The organism is Escherichia sp. MOD1-EC5189 (assembly GCF_002966045.1).
In the GTDB taxonomy this organism is placed as follows: Bacteria; Pseudomonadota; Gammaproteobacteria; order Enterobacterales; family Enterobacteriaceae; genus Escherichia; species Escherichia coli_F.
The window spans coordinates 99,826-118,770 of the sequence record NZ_PTRX01000010.1; the positions used below are offsets into that span (position 1 = coordinate 99,826).

General features: G+C 50.2%; 16 protein-coding genes. 4 read left to right on the forward strand and 12 right to left on the reverse strand.

Going from position 1 to position 18,945, the window contains the following annotated elements; translation table 11 throughout:
• Positions 1-98 precede the first annotated feature (98 nt).
• Positions 99-1,859 (reverse strand): DEAD/DEAH box helicase, encoded by a 1,761-nt coding sequence (locus tag ATB02_RS11120; protein WP_105271575.1) that lies wholly within the window; start codon positions 1,857-1,859, stop codon positions 99-101.
• A gap of 148 nt (positions 1,860-2,007) precedes the next feature.
• Here ATB02_RS11120 and rsuA point away from each other — a divergent pair, with 148 nt between their 5' ends.
• The 3 genes from rsuA to ATB02_RS11145 all read left to right on the forward strand — a co-directional run bounded on the left by rsuA (position 2,008) and on the right by ATB02_RS11145 (position 4,598).
• Positions 2,008-2,703 carry a 16S rRNA pseudouridine(516) synthase RsuA gene (gene rsuA / locus ATB02_RS11130; protein WP_001353088.1) on the forward strand — a complete coding sequence of 232 codons (696 nt, stop codon included), beginning with the start codon at positions 2,008-2,010 and terminating at the stop codon, positions 2,701-2,703.
• A 27-nt stretch (positions 2,704-2,730) separates the two neighbouring features.
• Positions 2,731-3,921 (forward strand): multidrug efflux MFS transporter Bcr, encoded by a 1,191-nt coding sequence (gene bcr, locus ATB02_RS11135; RefSeq protein ID WP_000213385.1) that lies wholly within the window; start codon positions 2,731-2,733, stop codon positions 3,919-3,921.
• Positions 3,922-4,253: 332 nt separating this feature from the next.
• Positions 4,254-4,598, forward strand: a complete 345-nt coding sequence (locus tag ATB02_RS11145; RefSeq protein WP_000202798.1) for a YejG family protein — start codon at positions 4,254-4,256, stop codon at positions 4,596-4,598.
• Positions 4,599-4,601: 3 nt separating this feature from the next.
• Here ATB02_RS11145 and yejF read toward each other — a convergent pair whose 3' ends face one another.
• The 10 genes from yejF to yeiP form a co-directional block, all read right to left on the reverse strand.
• Positions 4,602-6,191, reverse strand: a complete 1,590-nt coding sequence (gene yejF, locus ATB02_RS11150; RefSeq protein WP_032184627.1) for a microcin C ABC transporter ATP-binding protein YejF — start codon at positions 6,189-6,191, stop codon at positions 4,602-4,604.
• A gap of 1 nt (position 6,192) precedes the next feature.
• Positions 6,193-7,218: an ABC transporter permease gene (locus tag ATB02_RS11155; RefSeq protein ID WP_000088899.1), complete on the reverse strand. Its 1,026-nt coding sequence runs from the start codon at positions 7,216-7,218 to the stop codon at positions 6,193-6,195.
• The gene (locus tag ATB02_RS11160; RefSeq protein ID WP_000501604.1) at positions 7,218-8,312 is read right to left on the reverse strand and encodes a microcin C ABC transporter permease YejB; all 1,095 of its coding nucleotides are present in this window, start codon (positions 8,310-8,312) and stop codon (positions 7,218-7,220) included. Before ATB02_RS11160 ends, ATB02_RS11155 begins: the two co-directional genes overlap by 1 nt.
• Entirely contained in the window at positions 8,313-10,127 is a 1,815-nt protein-coding gene (locus ATB02_RS11165; protein ID WP_024211944.1) for an extracellular solute-binding protein, read from the reverse strand.
• 81 nt (positions 10,128-10,208) lie between these two features.
• On the reverse strand, positions 10,209-11,765 hold the full coding sequence (locus ATB02_RS11170) for a cyclic di-GMP phosphodiesterase (protein WP_105271576.1): 1,557 nt from the start codon (positions 11,763-11,765) through the stop codon (positions 10,209-10,211).
• 180 nt (positions 11,766-11,945) lie between these two features.
• Complete coding sequence (gene mepS, locus ATB02_RS11175) at positions 11,946-12,512, reverse strand: bifunctional murein DD-endopeptidase/murein LD-carboxypeptidase (protein WP_000241011.1); 567 nt, start codon at positions 12,510-12,512, stop codon at positions 11,946-11,948.
• A 412-nt stretch (positions 12,513-12,924) separates the two neighbouring features.
• Positions 12,925-13,638: a Kdo(2)-lipid A phosphotransferase gene (lpxT, locus tag ATB02_RS11180; RefSeq protein WP_001354773.1), complete on the reverse strand. Its 714-nt coding sequence runs from the start codon at positions 13,636-13,638 to the stop codon at positions 12,925-12,927.
• Between the two features lie 38 nt (positions 13,639-13,676).
• Positions 13,677-14,663, reverse strand: coding sequence for a zinc-binding GTPase YeiR (gene yeiR / locus ATB02_RS11185; protein WP_105271577.1), 987 nt, complete (start codon positions 14,661-14,663; stop codon positions 13,677-13,679).
• 117 nt (positions 14,664-14,780) lie between these two features.
• The gene (locus ATB02_RS11190; RefSeq protein WP_105271578.1) at positions 14,781-16,247 is read right to left on the reverse strand and encodes a mannitol dehydrogenase family protein; all 1,467 of its coding nucleotides are present in this window, start codon (positions 16,245-16,247) and stop codon (positions 14,781-14,783) included.
• 222 nt (positions 16,248-16,469) lie between these two features.
• The gene (gene yeiP, locus ATB02_RS11195) at positions 16,470-17,042 is read right to left on the reverse strand and encodes an elongation factor P-like protein YeiP (RefSeq protein ID WP_001136827.1); all 573 of its coding nucleotides are present in this window, start codon (positions 17,040-17,042) and stop codon (positions 16,470-16,472) included.
• A 154-nt stretch (positions 17,043-17,196) separates the two neighbouring features.
• Here yeiP and ATB02_RS11200 point away from each other — a divergent pair, with 154 nt between their 5' ends.
• On the forward strand, positions 17,197-17,451 hold the full coding sequence (locus ATB02_RS11200) for a YkgJ family cysteine cluster protein (protein ID WP_001354771.1): 255 nt from the start codon (positions 17,197-17,199) through the stop codon (positions 17,449-17,451).
• Here the strand turns inward: ATB02_RS11200 and setB are convergent.
• Complete coding sequence (gene setB, locus ATB02_RS11205; RefSeq protein WP_000551973.1) at positions 17,448-18,629, reverse strand: sugar efflux transporter SetB; 1,182 nt, start codon at positions 18,627-18,629, stop codon at positions 17,448-17,450. The genes ATB02_RS11200 and setB overlap by 4 nt on opposite strands.
• Positions 18,630-18,945: the final 316 nt, after the last annotated feature.

The following is an 18,945-nucleotide window of genomic DNA, read 5'->3' on the forward strand; positions in this document are numbered from 1 at the left end:
TACAGGCGACCCAGCAACAGGTAAGTGATCTGCTTTGCATATGCAAAAGCGGGCGAGATTCTATACTCAATCGCCTTGCACATCAATTAAAACTACCATTAACCGCGTAATTCGTGTGCCCGACGAAAACGACCTTCGTAATCAAACACTTTTTCACGCACTTGCCAGTACTGGCCTTTCATTCGTGCGACGACGAAATCCGGATGGCGCAGCAACGCTTGTTGGGCGAGGATATCGGCAGCGGTGATCCAGCGCAGAGGGATGCCCGGCGTACGTGTATGCGGGCGGATAAAAAGCTGCTCGAAGGCGGTACGCTGAGCGGGCGTTTGCAGACGGAAACGCTCACTCACATCCGCGCCGTCTTCATCGTAATAGGTGATTCTCAGCCATTCGCCTTTCTCGTCGTGACCATGTTGCAAAGACATACCGCTACAGCGTAATACCAGCGCGTCTTTCAGTCGTAGCGCCGCTTTTAACATATCATCCGGATCAACCAGAATGGTGTCACATTCGCGGCAGCGGCGGGCGGCTATATCATTTTCTGCGTTACATTGTGGGCAATTCTTAAAACGGAAGCGGAAGTCACACTGTTCGCGATGTCCGTCATCATCTTCGAACCATCCCTGACAACGACGACCAAAGTGTTCAATCAATGTCCCGTCAGCGGTCGTTTTCCCCCAAAAGGTGTTGGCAAAACCGCAGGCAGGGCAGAAAACCTGTACCGGAACGTTGTCACTTTTGCCTTTCGGTGTACCGACCTCCGGCGCGTAGAGATCGTGAGGATTACCCGCATAATCAAGAATTAAGCAATCAGTCTTGCCTGGAGCCAGACGCAGACCGCGCCCGACAATTTGTTGGTAAAGACTCACCGATTCGGTAGGGCGCAGAATAGCAATAAGATCGACGTGCGGGGCGTCAAATCCGGTGGTCAGTACCGCGACGTTGACCAGGTAGCGAAAACGCTGGGCTTTAAAATCTTCAATTAATACATCGCGTTCAGCGCCTGGCGTGTCGCCGGTAATAAGTGCTGCATCCTCAGCGGGCAGCAAGCCGACAATCTCTTTTGCGTGTTCGATTGTCGCAGCAAAAATCATCACCCCTTTGCGCGTTGCGGCGAACTCCATAATCTGGCTGATGATGTGCGGGGTAATACGTTGCTGTTTTTTCAGCTCGTGGTTGAGATCGGCTTCGCTGAACAGCCCGTTACTCTGTGCCTGCAATCGGCTGAAATCGTATTGCACTACTGGCATATCCAGTCGTTCTGGTGGCGTCAGATAGCCGTGTTTAATCATATAACGCAGCGGCAGCTCATAAATACAGTCGCGGAAAAGGGCTTTCTCATCGCCGCGTACCATGCCGTGATAATGAAACTGATAAATCCAGCCTTTGCCCAACCGAAAAGGCGTGGCAGTCAGCCCTAACAGGCGTAAGCGGGGATTCACTTTTGTCAGGTGAGTGAGGATTTGCTGATACTGGCTCTCTTCATCGTCACCAATACGATGGCATTCATCAACAATCAACAGTGAAAATTCACCCTGAAAGGCATCAAGGTTACGGGCGACCGATTGCACGCTGCCAAATACTACTTTACCGTGGCTCTCTTTACGCTTTAGCCCAGCGGCAAAGATATCGGCTTCCAGTCCCAGTGCCTGATATTTTGCATGGTTTTGCGCCACCAGCTCTTTAACGTGTGCCAGCACCAGCACACGACCACGCGCCAGCCGCGCCAGTTCCGCTATCACCAGGCTTTTACCGGCACCGGTGGGCAGCACGATAACGGCAGGGGTTTTATGACGACGAAAATGGTTGAGCGTGGCATCCACGGCTTCTTGCTGATATGGACGGAGTGTAAAAATCATGGTCTCGCGTAGGTAGATTATTCTGCTAATAGTATGCCATGGATCTTTTTCCCTTGAGGGATGTTATTAGACCGCTATACTGGGCAGACAACAGTTCAGATTTTCGGGTCAATGCCCGACCTCCGTTTTTACAGGCAAAATCACACACATGCGACTTGATAAATTTATCGCACAGCAACTCGGCGTTAGCCGTGCTATTGCCGGGCGTGAAATCCGCGGCAATCGTGTCACCGTCGATGGCGAAATCGTCCGTAATGCAGCGTTCAAACTGCTCCCTGAACATGATGTCGCTTACGATGGCAACCCGCTGGCGCAGCAACACGGTCCACGTTACTTCATGCTCAATAAGCCTCAGGGCTATGTTTGCTCCACGGACGACCCGGATCACCCAACGGTGCTCTATTTTCTGGATGAACCGGTAGCGTGGAAACTGCACGCCGCAGGGCGTCTGGATATCGATACCACCGGTCTGGTGCTGATGACTGATGATGGCCAGTGGTCGCATCGCATTACTTCACCGCGCCATCATTGCGAGAAGACCTATCTGGTGACGCTGGAATCACCCGTAGCTGACGATACGGCAGAGCAATTTGCTAAAGGCGTGCAGCTGCATAACGAAAAAGATCTCACTAAGCCGGCGATGCTGGAAGTGATTACCCCAACGCAGGTTCGTCTGACCATCAGCGAAGGGCGTTATCATCAGGTGAAACGCATGTTCGCCGCCGTGGGTAACCACGTGGTTGAGCTGCATCGTGAACGTATTGGCGGCATTACGCTGGATGCTGATTTAGCCCCCGGTGAATATCGTCCGTTAACTGAAGAAGAAATTGCCAGCGTCGTCTAACTTTTTAATGACTTTCAGGAGCCCGTTGTGACCACCCGACAGCATTCGTCGTTTGCTATTGTTTTTATCCTTGGCCTGCTGGCCATGTTGATGCCGCTGTCGATTGATATGTATCTGCCCGCGCTACCGGTAATTTCAGCGCAATTTGGCGTACCTGCGGGCAGTACGCAGATGACCCTCAGTACTTATATTCTGGGCTTTGCGTTGGGGCAGTTAATCTACGGGCCGATGGCAGACAGTTTCGGGCGTAAGCCGGTGGTTCTTGGCGGTACGCTGGTGTTTGCCGCCGCCGCGGTGGCGTGTGCGTTGGCACAAACCATCGATCAGCTGATTGTGATGCGTTTCTTCCACGGTCTGGCTGCGGCTGCGGCCAGCGTGGTTATCAACGCTTTAATGCGTGATATCTACCCGAAGGAAGAGTTCTCACGGATGATGTCGTTTGTCATGCTGGTGACGACCATTGCACCGCTGATGGCACCGATAGTTGGCGGCTGGGTACTGGTGTGGCTGAGCTGGCATTACATCTTCTGGATCCTCGCCGTAGCGGCGATTCTGGCTTCGGCAATGATCTTCTTTCTGATCAAAGAAACCTTACCACCGGAGCGTCGCCAGCCTTTTCACATTCGTACCACTATTGGTAACTTTGCGGCGCTGTTTCGTCATAAGCGTGTCCTGAGTTATATGCTGGCCAGCGGTTTCAGCTTTGCCGGAATGTTCTCGTTCCTGAGCGCCGGACCGTTTGTCTACATTGAAATTAACCACGTCGCGCCGGAAAACTTTGGTTATTACTTTGCGCTAAACATTGTTTTCCTGTTCGTGATGACCATCTTTAACAGTCGCTTCGTCCGCCGTATTGGCGCGTTAAATATGTTCCGCTCGGGGTTGTGGATACAGTTTATTATGGCGGCGTGGATGGTCATCAGTGCGCTGCTGGGGCTGGGATTCTGGTCGCTGGTAGTTGGCGTTGCGGCGTTTGTGGGCTGCGTGTCGATGGTGTCATCTAATGCGATGGCGGTCATTCTTGATGAGTTTCCCCATATGGCGGGAACGGCATCTTCGCTGGCAGGCACCTTCCGTTTTGGTATAGGGGCAATTGTTGGCGCATTGCTTTCTCTTGCGACCTTTAACTCTGCATGGCCGATGATTTGGTCAATTGCATTCTGCGCAACCAGCTCCATTCTCTTCTGTCTGTACGCCAGTCGGCCGAAAAAACGGTGATCTATTGCACAACGAGGAAGCTAAAAGGCTTCCTTTGTTGATGCATGTCAACCACAAATCCATCATTCTCCCGATATATGTTTATTTTATGTAAAATCAATTTATGTAAAAAGTCACATCATTGTAGTTAAAAAGGTTGAGTTAGATCGCAGAAACGGGTACATATAGCCCCGCAAACGTGACCACGCCCGCAGATATTATTTAAATCAGAGCCATAGAGGCCACGCTGGCGAGGCATCAATCTTTACGATCTGTATAAAGACGGATTGTTGATGATGTGTTAAAATTGATGTAAACAAATTGTGAAGTAAATGTGCTTCCGGGGAAAATAAGTGACTTCATTACAACTCTCAATCGTCCATCGACTGCCGCAGAACTATCGCTGGTCTGCTGGTTTCGCAGGTTCGAAGGTTGAACCGATTCCGCAAAATGGACCGTGCGGTGACAACAGCCTGGTGGCGCTTAAATTGCTTAGCCCGGATGGTGATAATGCATGGTCGGTGATGTACAAACTAAGCCAGGCGTTAAGCGACATCGAAGTTCCATGCTCGGTACTGGAGTGTGAAGGTGAGCCGTGCCTGTTTGTAAATCGCCAGGACGAGTTTGCTGCAACATGCCGATTGAAAAATTTTGGTGTGGCAATTGCCGAACCCTTCTCAAACTACAATCCTTTTTAAGCGTCAGCTCAACGCCAGTAGCTGACGCGTATACTCCTGCTGCGGTGCGGCAAACACGCGCGCGCACGGCCCTTGTTCCACTACTTCCCCTTGTCGCAGTACGATAACCTGATGACATAATGCGCGGACAACGTGCAAATCGTGGCTGATAAACAAATAGGCCAATTGATGCTTTTGTTGCAATGATTTCAATAGCGTCAATATTTGCGCCTGTACCGTTTTGTCGAGCGATGATGTTGGTTCATCAAGAATGATCAGCGAGGGCTTAAGAATTAACGCCCTGGCAATCGCAATACGTTGCCGCTGACCACCAGAGAACTCCGCCGGATAACGGTGGCGTGTTTCAGGATCTAATCCCACTTCATGCATCACGGCTATCACTTGTTGTTCGCGTTGCACGGCAGAAAGCATCGGCTGGTGAACCCGTAAACCTTCCTCGATAATTTGCAAAACGTTGAGTCGTGGGTTGAGCGAGGAGTTAGGATCCTGAAATACCACCTGAATGCGATGGCGAATAGGTAATAGCTGACGGCGGTTTAAATTTTGCAATGGCTGACCGTCAAAAATGATGCTGCCCTGAGAGTTAATCAGTCGCAGCAGCGCTAGTCCCGTCGTGCTTTTCCCGGAACCGGACTCGCCCACTAAACCCAGTGTTTCACCCGCCCGTAGCGTAAAACTGATGTTTTTCACCACCACATTATGATCCACAATGCGCTTCAAAATCCCTTTGCGAATGGGGAAGGCAACCTGAAGCTGTTCAACATCTAGCAACGTTGAGGCAGGTTCTGGCAATGGGACCGGGTCGCCTGATGGTTCACTGTTGAGTAGCTTTTGTGTGTAAGGATGAGTGGGTGAGGCAAATAGCGTAGCAGCGTTATTTTGCTCGACACAGCGACCGTTTTGCATTACCGCCACGCGGTGAGCCAGTTTTCTGACAATACTGAGGTTATGAGTAATAAACAGCATGCCCATATTCAGCTCGCCTTGCAGTTCGCGCAACAGCTGTAAAATCTGCGCCTGGACAGAGACGTCCAGCGCGGTGGTCGGTTCATCGGCAATTAATAATTCCGGTCGCGTTAACAGCGCCATCGCAATCATCACCCGCTGGCGTTCGCCGCCGGAGAGCTGATGCGGATAATCTGTCAGCCGTTTTGCCGCCTGGCGGATACCGACGCGATCAAGGCAGTTAAGAATTTCGCCACGAGCCGCTTCCCGACGCATTCCGCGGTGGAGTGAAAGCACTTCATAAAGCTGTTTTTCCAGGGTATGCAATGGATTTAATGACACCATCGGCTCCTGAAAAATCATGGCGATCTTATTACCGCGTACACCGCGCAACGTTTGATCGCTGGCATGAAGCAGCGATTCGCCATGAAAACGAATATCGCCGGAGAGATATTCAACCGGCGGGGAAGGGAGCAGGCGTAAAATTGACAGCGCGGTAACGCTCTTACCTGAACCAGACTCACCCACCAGCGCCAGCGTTTCGCCAGCAGCAATCTGTAGTGAAACATCATTGACTACTGTGCGTACGGTTTGCTGATGGCGAAAACCCACCGACAAATTTTCAATCGCTAACAGAGTTTGCGTCATGCTACACCGCCTTATTAGGATCAAATGCGTCGCGGACGGCTTCACCAATAAAGATCAGCAAAGACAACAATATCGCCACCGACAAGAAGGCGGTGATCCCAAGCCACGGGGCCTGAAGGTTATTTTTCCCTTGTAACAGCAGTTCGCCGAGTGACGGTGAACCGAGCGGCAGACCGAAGCCGAGGAAATCGAGTGAGGTCAGGGTGGTGATCGAACTACATAAAATAAACGGTAAAAAGGTGAGGGTAGCGACCATGGCATTTGGCAACATATGACGCAGGATGATACTGCGATCGCTGACGCCAAGCGCCTGCGCCGCACGGATGTAGTCGAAATTACGGGTACGTAAAAACTCCGCCCGCACCACGCCGACCAGACTCATCCAGCCAAACAAGACGGTAATTGCCAACAGCCACCAGAAGTTAGGCTGTACGACGCTGGAAAGTAAAATAATCAAAAACAGCGTCGGCATCCCCGACCATACTTCAATAAAACGTTGCCCCCAGAGATCGACTTTACCGCCGTAATAGCCTTGTAGCGCCCCCGCCAACACGCCCATCACGCTGGAGCAGAGGGTCAGCATCAGGCCAAACAGAACTGAGATCCGCGTGCCATAGAGAATGCGCGCCAGCACATCGCCGCCATTGGCATCCGTTCCCAGCCAGTTTTGCCGGGAGGGTGGAGAAGGGAAGGGCTTATCGGTAGCAAAGTTGATACTGGTAGCACCAAAGCGAATCGGTGCCCACAGTACCCAGCCTTTATCTTCCAACCGCTGTTTCAGCCACGGGTCCTGATAATCAGCCTGGCTTGCCAGCGGGCCGCCAAAATCGCTTTCGCTGTAGTTTTTCAACAACGGGAAATACCAACTGCCGTCATAACGTACCAGCAACGGTTTATCGTTGGCGATAAGTTCAGAACACAAACTCAAACCAAATAAGACGAGGAAAATCCATAACGACCAGTAGCCGCGACGGTTATGACGAAAACGCGCCCAACGGGCCTGATTGACGGGGCTGAGTCGCGACATTAACGTCCCTCAAAATCTATACGCGGATCGACCAGCGTATAGCTGATATCACTGACAATATTCAGCAGCAGGCCAATCAGGGTGAAAATATACAAGGTACCAAACATTACAGGATAATCGCGCGAGACGGTCGCTTCGTAGCCCAGTAAGCCAAGACCATTGAGTGAAAACATCACCTCAATCAGCAGCGAGCCGGTAAAAAACATGCTGATAAACGTCGCCGGAAAACCGGCAATCACCAGCAGCATGGCGTTGCGGAACACATGTTTCCAGAGAATATTTTTTTCACTTACCCCTTTCGCACGGGCGGTCACCACGTATTGCTTGCGCACTTCATCAAGGAATGAGTTTTTTGTCAGCATGGTCAGCGCCGCAAAGCCGCCAATCACCGTCGCCAGCACCGGCAGCGTGATATGCCACAGATAATCGGTGATTTTCTGATACCACGGCAGCGAATCAAAGTTAGCGGAAACCAGGCCGCGCAGAGGGAACAGGTCGAAATAGCTGCCGCCCGCGAAGAAGACAATCAGCAGGATGGCAAACAAAAAGGCAGGAATGGCGTAGCCGATGATGATAAATGCGCTACTCCAGACGTCAAAGCGGCTGCCGTTATAAACAGCTTTGCGAATACCCAGCGGAATCGACACCAGATAGATAATCAGCGTGCTCCACAATCCGAGGGTGATGGAAACAGGCAGACTGTCTTTAATCAGCGTCAGCACAGAAGCGCTGCGAAACAAGCTGTCGCCAAAATCAAAGCGAATGTAGTCCCAGAGCATTTTGAAGTAACGTTCGTGGATCGGCTTATCAAAACCGTAGCGATGAGTGATCTCGGCGATCACTTCTGGATCTAATCCGCGTCCGCCACGGTAATTACTGTCGCTGATATTGCCGACGCCCGTTTGTGCATGGCTGGCACGAACACCTTCACCGCCAGCGCCGGGTAATACTCCGGCATTACCAAACTCGATGGCGGCGATGGCCTGGTCGACCGGACCGCCAGGCGCAATTTGCACGATGAAAAAGTTGATAGTGATAATCGCCCATAACGTTGGGATCACCAGCAACAGACGGCGAATCAGATAAGCGCCCATCTACTCTCCCTGTTGTCTGGCTGACGGCAGTTTCGTCGCTTTATTAACGTCATACCACCAGGTATCGATACCCAGGCTGTAAACAGGGCGCACTGCGGGTTGAGAGAATTTATCCCACCAGGCAAGACGGTCTTCCGCCATATACCACATTGGCAGCATGTAATAATTCCACGTTAATACGCGATCCAGTGCTCGCCCCAACGGCAGTAATTTTTCTTTATTTCCCTGCGCAGCAATAATTTGGTTGATCAGCGAGTCGATAACCGGACTTTGCACGCCGGGGGCATTATAAGTGGAGTTGATATATTCCGATGACCAGGAAATCTGTAAATCGGAACTGGGCCACGGCATCGCCCGCCATACGCGAGGCATCATGTCATAGTCGCGACTGCGCATTCGATTGGTGATTTGCGAGTTATCCACCTTGCGAATGTCCATGTTGATACCCAGCCGTTGCAGGCTGTGCTGGAACGGTAATACCCACTGACTATTGCTGCTTGCGGGAAGCAATAATTCAAAGCTGAGAGGCTGACCCGTTGTGGCATTAACGCGTTGCTGACCCTTCAGCACCCAGCCCGCTTCATTGAGAAGTTTGTCGGCTTTTAACAGGTTGTCACGATCGTAGCCATCGCCTTTCGATACCGGCGGCTGGTAGATTTGTGTGAAGACTTCTGGCGGAAGATCTTTTTTCATTGGTGCCAGAAGAACCAGCTCCGCGGCGTCGGGGTAATTTCTGGCTGCGTATTCGGTATTCTGAAAATAACTGTTCGTGCGACTCCAGGCATTGTAAAACAACGCCTTGTTCATCCATTCAAAGTCAAAGGCGAGAGTGATCGCTTCCCGGACCCGGCGATCGCTGAATACCGGACGTTGGATATTAAACGCCAGCCAGCGCGTATCCTGGGCTGATTCGTTCTTTTGCTCATCTTTGATGATGTATTTCTTATCGAAATTTTTACCGGTATAGCGCGTGGCCCAGTTTTTGGCGTCGTTTTCCATACGCAAATCAAAGGCACCGGCTTTAAACGCTTCAAAGGCGACATTATCATCGAGGTAGTAATCGTAGCGAATGGTGTCGAAATTCCAGCGTCCACGGTTTACCGGTAAGTTTGCTGCCCAGTAATCTTTCACGCGGGAATAGACAATATTTTGCCCCATTTTCCAGGACGTAATTCGGTACGGACCACTGGCAAGCGGAGGCGTGGCGAGCGGATCGCTAAGTTTGTGATTCTTCCAGTACTTTTCTGGAAATACCGGCAGCGAAAACAGACTCAACATATCTTCTTTGCCGGGTTTCGCTAACTCAATACGCACGGTTAATGGTGCAATGGCTTTGACGGTGGTGCCTTTGTAGACCAGACGAAATTGCGGCACGCCTTCGGTCATAAATTTTTGAAAAGTAAACTCTACATCGCGGGCAGTAATGGGAGAACCATCATGAAAACGGGCGCGCGGATTAATAGCGACCTCCACCCAGGAATAATCGTCAGCATAGCGCGCACTTTCGGCAATCAGCGGATAATAACTGCCTGGCTCGTCATCGGAAGTAGTAAATAGCGTGTCGTACAACTGCTCGGTGCGTGCGCCTGGGTTGCCGCGCAGTGCATAGCGGTTGAAATTATCGAAGGTGCCGAGGGCTGACAACGTTATCTGCCCACCTTTTGGCGCGGCGGGGTTCACATAATCAAAATGGTTGAAATTAAACGCGTACCGGGGTTCGCCCAGTACCGCAAAGGCATAGCTTTCCTTGATAGCCTGCGCCTGCGCACCAAAGGTGAACAGAGCGATAAACAGCAGCAGTATGCGCACAATCATCTGCAACAGATTTCCTTTTACTCATCATTAGCCGCAAACCGGCATGCTTTCACTATGAATAATAAGGGACGTAAGCACGCCTTACCACTGCGGCGTATACGGTTTCTTAAGCCAGCGGACAAAATCGTCCAGCGGTAATGGGCGACTGATCCAGTAGCCTTGCATGAAATTAACGCCGCGTTCGCTTAGCCATCGCGCCTGTTCCGGCGTTTCAACCCCTTCAGCAACCGTCAGCATATTGAGACGTTTCGCCAGCGTCAGCACCGCGTCAAGTACGGGTGAAGTGATCGTTTCCGTACCGATGGCGTTGATAAATCCACGATCAATTTTCAGATAATCGAGCGTAAAACGCTCAAGATAGATAAGCGCGCTGTGCCCGGTGCCAAAGTCATCAATAGCAATTTCAACGCCGACTGAATGCAGCCAGGCGAAGAGTTGCGTGGCTTCTTGCTCTTTCAACATATCGCGCTCGGTAATTTCCAGCACAATCTGGAAATGATGTGCGGGCAGGGAAGTGAGCAATTTTTGGATATCAGCTTTAAAGCTTTCGCTATGCAGATGGTCCGGCGCAATGTTAATGCCAAATTTGACGCCTACCGGCAGTACTTTTTCTAATTCTGCGGCATCACGGGCAATCAACTCAAACAGATGCTGAGTCAGCGGCACAATCATCTTTTGCGATTCGGCAAAGTTGATGAAGGCATCCGGGGGAATTTCTCCCGCTACAGGATGCCGCCAGCGTAGTAGTACTTCCAGGCCCGTTACCCGCAGAGCTTGTGTATCAACCACCGGTTGATATACCACGTAAAATTGTTCGCGCTTGATGGCGGTCATGATTTCTCTGCCCGGTCGCATACGCACGCTCATCAGGTAATAGCAGAGAAGTCCAACCATTGTTCCACTCATGCCGCCCAGTAAAAATGCATACCACACATCGTTCCATGTCCAGTCATCCGCATAAAGCCGAACGGTCAGAGGAATGCCCGCAATTTTAGTTTCACGGACCGGCATGTCGGTTAATTCATTAACATTCATCAAACGTGACGAAAAGGTAGATAGCGCAGTATTGCCAATAATGAGGGCGACGCCATCGTAATCTTCCTGCCGTGAACTATAAAAGAGAGAAGGCGTCAGGTTGAGATTCAGAGCGGCAAACACGCCGCTATTTTTCAGCAAAGGGTTGCGATACCAGATGACGATTGCGGGTTTGTTCGGCACCATCGGCGTGCCGGGTAAGATCGCCATATCGACGTTTTTATTAATGTCGAGCGCCGGAATCAATTCATTGAGTGGAATGTCCATCTCACCAGTCGCAGATGAACAGAATGTTTTTTTATCTTTTACCAGCACAAACGTACGGACATTCATGCTAAACGCCGCGCGGGCAGTCAGTTCGGGGTTAGCCTGCTGGCAGGTATCTAAGGTCAGTGGCTGGAGCCGGTCAGTAGTAGATTTCAGGTCGGCAAAATAAGTATCGAGATACTTTTGTACGTCGGTAATCAGTGTATCGTATTTGACTTCGTGCTTATGCCAGGCCACTAAAAACTGAAGGCAGCTCACCAGTAGCGCAATCATCACGCCTGCAACAATGCAGGTAAGCAGGAGCTTACGTCCAGAATTGGGAGCGCGTATGAACATGATTCCGTTAATTTCCTGAAATTACGACAACATTTAAAAGATAACAATGACCGGACTATAGCCTGGATCAAGACGCGGAAACATCATTTTCTCTGATGAATGAAAACAAAAAAGCACTGCCTAAGCAGTGCTTTCAGTTAACTCGTCAGGATAGCCAAGGGATTGCATCCAAACGGTTTATTAGCTGCGGCTGAGAACCCGGCGTGCTTCGTTGTAACGCTTCTTCCAGTACGGTTCATTCATGCTGGAAATAATAACACCACTGCTGGTGGAAGCATGGACAAACTGATTGTTGCCGATATAAATACCGACATGGCGTCCTGTTGAACCGGCGCGGAACAGAACTAAGTCACCCGTACGCAAATTACTGCGCGAAACAGACTTACCCATTTCCTGCTGTTCGTAAGTCGAACGCGGAAGTTCTAAGCCAAATTGCTCACGGAATGTACGCTGTACGAAACCAGAACAATCGATACCTTTTTTAGTGCTGCCGCCCAGACGATAGCGTACGCCTTTCCAGTCAGCATACTGATCCATAATTCGCGATTTTACGTCGACATTACGAACCAGGTTTTCAAATTCATCCTGAGAAGCTTGCAGTGATGATGTTTCACTACCCACTGCACGTGTCTCAGGATGCATATTCTTTGCGGTGTTATTTGCACTACATGCAGAAAGCAGAACCGCTACTGCAATCGCGGGGATCCCGCGCAAGATATATCTCAAAATCGGTTGAGATTTGACCATGTTGTTTGTTTTCCCTTGAAGTCCTTAACGACAAATATCGTTATAAAAAAATGCCAAGCGACACGAGACTAATTACCTGGGCATGTTGAAACAATTCCTTAAGGCCAAATCTGTGGACTAACGCACAAAATTATATGCTGTGAGGATAATCTACCGCCGAGGCAAAACGAGTTCGAGATTACCCGATTGGTGCGGTCTTGGCGAGTGGTTTTACATGATTTTTTATAAGAAAAAGTGATACAGAAAGTTAATAAGCGGGATTGGTCAATTAAAGTACGATTGAGTGAAACGCATACAATCCATTCATTTACTTAGGGAATGATTTTTGTGTTCGATGAAAGAAAGCAAAGGCGCACATCATCAGGAATATCCTTACTATAAAAATAAACCTGATGATGTTAATTACCGTGAGTTATTTGTTTTGGAAATGTTTGTTTTTTCCCGGTAGTGATTTGTCAAAAAAGGTGATTAATCGATCACTTAATGGCGTCAGCAACATCCAGGGCAAACCAATCAATATCACGGTCATCGAACCAACAATGATGTCAGTAAACCAGTGTGCACCAATCATTACTCTGGGAAATGCAAAAACCACAAAAATAATAAGGGCGATAAGGCCTGCGACTTTGCCGAAATAACGCCACATGAATGCCGAAAAAATAAGCAGCATCATGCCGTGATCGCCGGGAAAGCTGTCTCGTGAGGCATCTTTCGTGGGGATAGGGAGCAGTTCGCTGACGCGGTTAATATTGGCAAAAGTTAATGTTGGGCTGGCCCGTTTTACAGGAATTAATGCCTGTCCCAGTTGGTTTAAGACCACTGCAGTTAATAGCATGACGAGGCCAATAATCACGATACGTCGTCGGCCTGGGGCGTTTTCTTTCAGCCAGAAACTCAGCATCAACATTCCCATCGCCAGCAGTGAACAACCGTCGAAAGCGCGATTGTTGGTCAATGCAACCAGCCACAAAAAGGCCTTACTTTCGACCAGTTTCTGATTAAAAAAATAAAAAATATCCGCATCAATCGGCAACCAGAATCCATGATTAACGGGAATATACCAGGAAAGAAACAGCGCTAGGCCGACAATATTCAACAACACTATTTGCGGCAAATTTTTAATCATATTTTCTCTAATTATCTTACTGAAAAACGCAGGCAACCTTACGCGGTAGTCGCTAAACGAAGCTTCAACAGCGCGCTCTGCAAAGCATTCCAGTCAGCTTCGCTGCTGGAAATCAGCTCAATACGACTGTCCGGTGGCGCAACGTTTTGCGTTTCAATGTGCAGGTCATCGCCCTGACGGTTGATTCGCACCAGCCCTTCGGGAATACGCATCACGCCTTTGACGCGTTCCACCGGTGCAAGTCGCGCCCATTCCAGAATGCCAATGGTGTCGAATACCGTATCAGCGTCGAATATCCAGCCACAGGCCTGATGCCCTTGTCCACTGTTCAGACTGCGACGCCAGCGTTGATGCTCTGGCAGGCTTAACGCTGCTAACCCTTTTTTCACTCTATGCTGATGAGAATGCGCCGCGCTGGCGGGCAACTCGGCTAAATTGCGACGTGGCAAATCCAGAAGATGACCGTCAATTTTCCCATGCTCGCTGTGAATTAATTGCCGATCGCCACCATTTTGCTGCCACCAGCGCTGTAGCGCTTGCTCACTTTCGGGCGTCGCACGGTCGGATTTATTGGCGACAATAATGTCTGCGGCAGCCAGCTGGTCACGGAAGTTTTCATTGCTGGCGCTTTTTTCGTCCAGCAGCAGGCGTGGATCGAGAATGCACAACGTGGCGCGCAGATCTATCCACGGTTCATACACGGGCGCGGTTAAGAGATCGAGGATCTGTTTCGGATGGCCCAGCCCGGTCGGCTCTATCAACAAGCGGTCTGGTTTTCCCTGACGCAGTAAGGTATTCAACCCTACCTGCATGGGTAAACCATTAACGCAGCACATACAGCCGCCGGGGATCTCTTTCAACAATGCGCCGCTATCGGCGAGCAAAGCACCATCAATTCCGACTTCCCCAAATTCATTAACCAGTACCGCCCATTTTTCGTTGGGATCTTTATGGGCTAACAGATGAAGAATCGACGTAGTTTTCCCGCTGCCGAGAAAACCGGTGATGAGGTTGGTCCTGGTCACAACGGCTCCGCAATACTCTTAAAAGTTAACTGAGCGTTAATCCTGGCTAAAAAAGGCAGAAAAGAGAAGGGGAGAGCGGACGAAGGCGAGCTTCATCCGCTTTAACCGCAGAAATCGTTAAATTTTGAGGGTGTTTAATAGCGCCTGATGCGCGCCGAATTGTGCGATTTGCTGCCAGGCTTGTTCGATAGCCTGCACAAAATGCGGGTTATCTGGCAGATCATCACCGAAAACTTCACGCAGAGAAAGCAGGGCGGTTACGCGTTGTTCACTGCTACTGCCCGCAACAAGTTCGCAAATTTTATCGCTAAGCGGATCGCGAACATCAATGGCATTTCCGGCATCATCAACGCCGCTGACGTAACACATCCAGCCTGCAACGCCTAATGCCAGCAACGACCAGTCCGTTTCGCGCCCCAGATGTATGCGAATACCTGCCAGCATACGTTGCGGTAATTTCTGGCTACCATCCATTGCGATTTGCCAGGTCTTATGTTTCAGCGCCGGGTTAGCAAAACGTGCAATTAACTTATCCGCATATTGTGTTAAATCGACATCTTTAATTCGCAGTGTCGGCGCTTGCTCATCCAGCATTAATGCTCTGGCGGCATGGCGAAATGCACGATCCTGCATGCAATCACTGATGTGCGCGAATCCTGAGAGGTAACCCAGATAAGCGAGAAAAGAGTGGCTACCATTAAGCATACGCAGTTTCATCTCTTCCCATGGCAGAACATCATTCACCATTTGTACACCGGCGACTTCCCAGGCTGGACGCCCTGCAACGAAGTTATCTTCCACCACCCACTGGATAAACGGTTCGCAGCTAATCGCGCAGGGATCATTCACCCCCAGATGTTGGCTGATTTCCGCCAGTGATTCGTCGGTTGCTGCCGGAACAATACGGTCGACCATGGTTCCCGGAAAACTGACGTGTTCTTTTATCCACCCGGCGAGTTCTGGTGAACGTTTTTCCGCCATCCCCTGCACCGCGTTTTTCACCACATGGCCATTGTCGGGAATATTGTCGCAGGAGAGTACGGTAAACGGTGCAAGGCCGCGTTCACGGCGTCGTTTCAGTGCTTCGACGAGAATACCCGGCGCGGAGTGAGGTTCTTCAGGATTTTGAAGATCGTGAATAATCCGCGGATTGCTGGTGTCGAGTGCACCGGTGGCCGGGTCAATACAATAGCCTTTTTCGGTAATCGTCAGGGAAACAATTGCCACCTGTGGCTCGCAAAATTTCTCAATAATTGCCGCTAAGGAATCCAGTTTTGCATTCAGGCATTCGTGAACGGCACCGACAATTATCGCCTGATTGCCGTCCGCACCTTTCTCCAGCACGGTATATAAATGGTTCTGTGCGCGGAGCTGGCTCATCAGTTGATCGCCGCTGAACAAGCTGATCTCACAGATCCCCCAGTCGCCGCCCTGGGCATTCAGCACACGATCGGTCAGTAACGCCTGATGTGCGCGGTGAAAGGCTCCGAAGCCAAAATGAACGATACGTGATTGCAACTGCTGGCGATCGTAGCGTGGAGCGTGTACCTGAGGCGGGAGCGTAGCGGAGGCGATTGTATTCATAGGAGTCACGTCTTAGTAACGATTGATTAACAATGACAGTGTAAAGTTATATGACAGAAATTGAAATTGGTCTGGATTGTTAATGCGATGAAGTGTGAGGGCGATCAATGAACTGGTGAATATTACGGGAGAACTATATTCAGGAAGCGCAAAATAGAAGATTGGTATAATAAATTAAAAAAGGGACAGCCTGAGCTATCCCTTTTCTGCATGCGGCTGAAGTTAGTCAGCACGACCCATATAACGGCGTTCTTCGATATGGATACGAATTTTTTCGCCCGGGCTTAAGTATTCTGGTACCTGAATCACCAGACCAGTGCTCAATGTCGCCGGTTTGTTACGGGCGCTGGCAGATGCCCCTTTGATGCCTGGTGCGGTTTCAACGATTTCCAGATCAACGGTCTGCGGCAGCTCAAGTGCCAGCAGTTGACCGTCCCAGGTCAGCACCTGCATGTCCGGCATGCCGCCCTCAGGCATAAACAGCAACTCTTCTTCAATCTGATCTTTGGTGAAGGTATACGGGGTATAGTCTTCTTTATCCATAAAGACATATTCGTTGCCATCGACATAGGAGAAGTCAACGTAACGGCGGGTCAGCGTCACGGTGTCAACGATATCATCTCCTTTGAAACGCTCTTCTACTTTCAGCCCGGTACGGACATCAGAAAAACGCATTTTGTACAGCGTAGCGGCACCACGGGCAGTGGGCGACTGAATATCAATGTCCTTAACCAGCAGCAGTTTGCCGTTGTAATTCAGTACCATACCCTTTTTAATTTCGTTCGCTCTTGGCATCGAAGAATTCCTGTAGTCGAAAATGTCAAAAATATCGCGACAAAGTACTCGCGACGGGCCTTTCGGGCAAGTGGTATTCGCACTTTTGCTGGTGCAAAAAAGGTGGTACTGTGCGCGCTCATCAATCCGGTGGTTAACCTTAAGAGAACAACGTATGGAATGCCGTCCGGGTTGCGGGGCGTGTTGCACTGCCCCCTCAATCTCCAGCCCTATTCCCGGTATGCCAGATGGCAAGCCCGCCAATACGCCCTGCATTCAGCTAGATGAGTATCAGCGCTGTAAAATTTTCACCTCGCCACTACGACCGAAAGTCTGTGCAGGGTTACAAGCCAGCGCTGAAATGTGCGGTAACTCGCGTCAGCAGGCAATGACCTGGCTTATCGATCTGGAAATGCTGACCGCGCCTTAAACATCTTTAATCCGCAGTAAGCAAAACAGAGTGGCGATAATCATCACCATCGCAAACCAGAACACAGCGTGATAATTCCAGATCTCGGCGACGATGCCCGCCACAGATCCTGCGATGATCCAGCCCACGCGCGACGTGTTGGTATAGAGCGTGGTGGCTGAACCTGCCTGACCGGGCATCAAATCCTGAAAATAGAGCATCCCGATGCCGCCCAGAATGCCAATAAAAATAGCATTTAGCAGCTGCAAGCCCAACAGAATGGCAGGTGAATGCGCCATCAGCATTCCTGCGTAAAAACAGACGCCACCCACGGCAGCAACGCGCATTAAGAAACGCTTACCCAGACGTTTGGCAAAATATCCGGCAATCAACATGGTCGGGATTTCCAGCCCGGCGGCGGTCCCCATCATCACGCCGGCCAGTTTCTCGGGAAGATGCAGTTCGTTGATAATAAATAGCGGCATGTTGATGATGTACAGGCTGTTCGAGCCCCACATCAATGTACAAATGACAAACAGCAGAAGCGTATCGCGACGGTTACGGCGCGGCGCTTCAACCGTGCCGGTCGCCAGCGGAAGCTCTTTTTGCATCGACGGTAAAAACAGCCACACCATCACGCCGCAAACAATAAACGCTACCGCTGCGCTCAGATACATTACCGTAAAGCTGAAACCCATCGCTAAGGCATAAGCCAGCGGCGGGCCAATGACCCATGCCAGTGAAACCTGAGCGCGTAAAAAAGAGCTGAACATCACCGCCTCACGTCCGGTTTTGTCGGCATGTTCACGTGCAAGGGCAAACATTTGCGGGTTAGCGGTCGAGCCAAAGCTGCTAAGAAAGACGCCAACGAATAGCAAAACAAAGTAGTTGCGATTCCAGGCAAAAAGGGTGCAGGCCAGCACGCCTAACAGGCAGCAAAAGACAATCAGCGATTTGCGATCGCCGCGCTTATCAGAGCGCCCGGCGAGAAACTGACTGACCAGAATCCCAATGACAGCGCTGCCGGTAAAGAAGAATCCCACCATCGCCGGACGGGCATGTACTTCATCGGTAAGGAAAATACTGAGTGTCGGGGTTTGCAGAGCGCCCGCAATACCGGTGAGAAAGGCAACGATTAAAAACGCCGTCGAGGTCAGGTCAAACGATTTCGCGCTGGAGACTGCGGGGGAGTTATGCATGCTGGTCGATCACTGGAAGATGAAGACGCGGAGTTTACGCTGCTTGTCAGTAAATAAACAGACAGCAAAATCAAAAGCGCCACGAATAATCAAAATGCCATTTCACTCTTGCTGATTGTCTGCTGACGCTGCTGAATTGAAATTACTGACCACGGATTTTCCCATCAGCAATTAGGAAAAATGACAAAAAATTGTGCAGCACATCAAACTTTTGCTCATTACTTTACGGCTTTCCTTGCGTGCTGAAACAGAAGTATTATGCTTTCTTGAAACGTTTCAGCGCGATCTTGTCTTTAACCCTAAGCCAGGTTGGCGC

Coding starts and splice junctions, on each gene's coding strand:
- lpxT (WP_001354773.1), bottom strand. CDS start 13,638: ATGATTAAAAATTTGCCGCAAATAGTGTTGTTGAATATTGTCGGCCTA.
- yejF (WP_032184627.1), bottom strand. CDS start 6,191: ATGACGCAAACTCTGTTAGCGATTGAAAATTTGTCGGTGGGTTTTCGC.
- setB (WP_000551973.1), bottom strand. CDS start 18,629: ATGCATAACTCCCCCGCAGTCTCCAGCGCGAAATCGTTTGACCTGACC.
- ATB02_RS11165 (WP_024211944.1), bottom strand. CDS start 10,127: ATGATTGTGCGCATACTGCTGCTGTTTATCGCTCTGTTCACCTTTGGT.
- ATB02_RS11120 (WP_105271575.1), bottom strand. CDS start 1,859: ATGATTTTTACACTCCGTCCATATCAGCAAGAAGCCGTGGATGCCACG.
- mepS (WP_000241011.1), bottom strand. CDS start 12,512: ATGGTCAAATCTCAACCGATTTTGAGATATATCTTGCGCGGGATCCCC.
- ATB02_RS11155 (WP_000088899.1), bottom strand. CDS start 7,218: ATGTCGCGACTCAGCCCCGTCAATCAGGCCCGTTGGGCGCGTTTTCGT.
- yeiP (WP_001136827.1), bottom strand. CDS start 17,042: ATGCCAAGAGCGAACGAAATTAAAAAGGGTATGGTACTGAATTACAAC.
- rsuA (WP_001353088.1), top strand. CDS start 2,008: ATGCGACTTGATAAATTTATCGCACAGCAACTCGGCGTTAGCCGTGCT.
- ATB02_RS11160 (WP_000501604.1), bottom strand. CDS start 8,312: ATGGGCGCTTATCTGATTCGCCGTCTGTTGCTGGTGATCCCAACGTTA.
- ATB02_RS11170 (WP_105271576.1), bottom strand. CDS start 11,765: ATGTTCATACGCGCTCCCAATTCTGGACGTAAGCTCCTGCTTACCTGC.
- ATB02_RS11200 (WP_001354771.1), top strand. CDS start 17,197: ATGGAATGCCGTCCGGGTTGCGGGGCGTGTTGCACTGCCCCCTCAATC.
- ATB02_RS11190 (WP_105271578.1), bottom strand. CDS start 16,247: ATGAATACAATCGCCTCCGCTACGCTCCCGCCTCAGGTACACGCTCCA.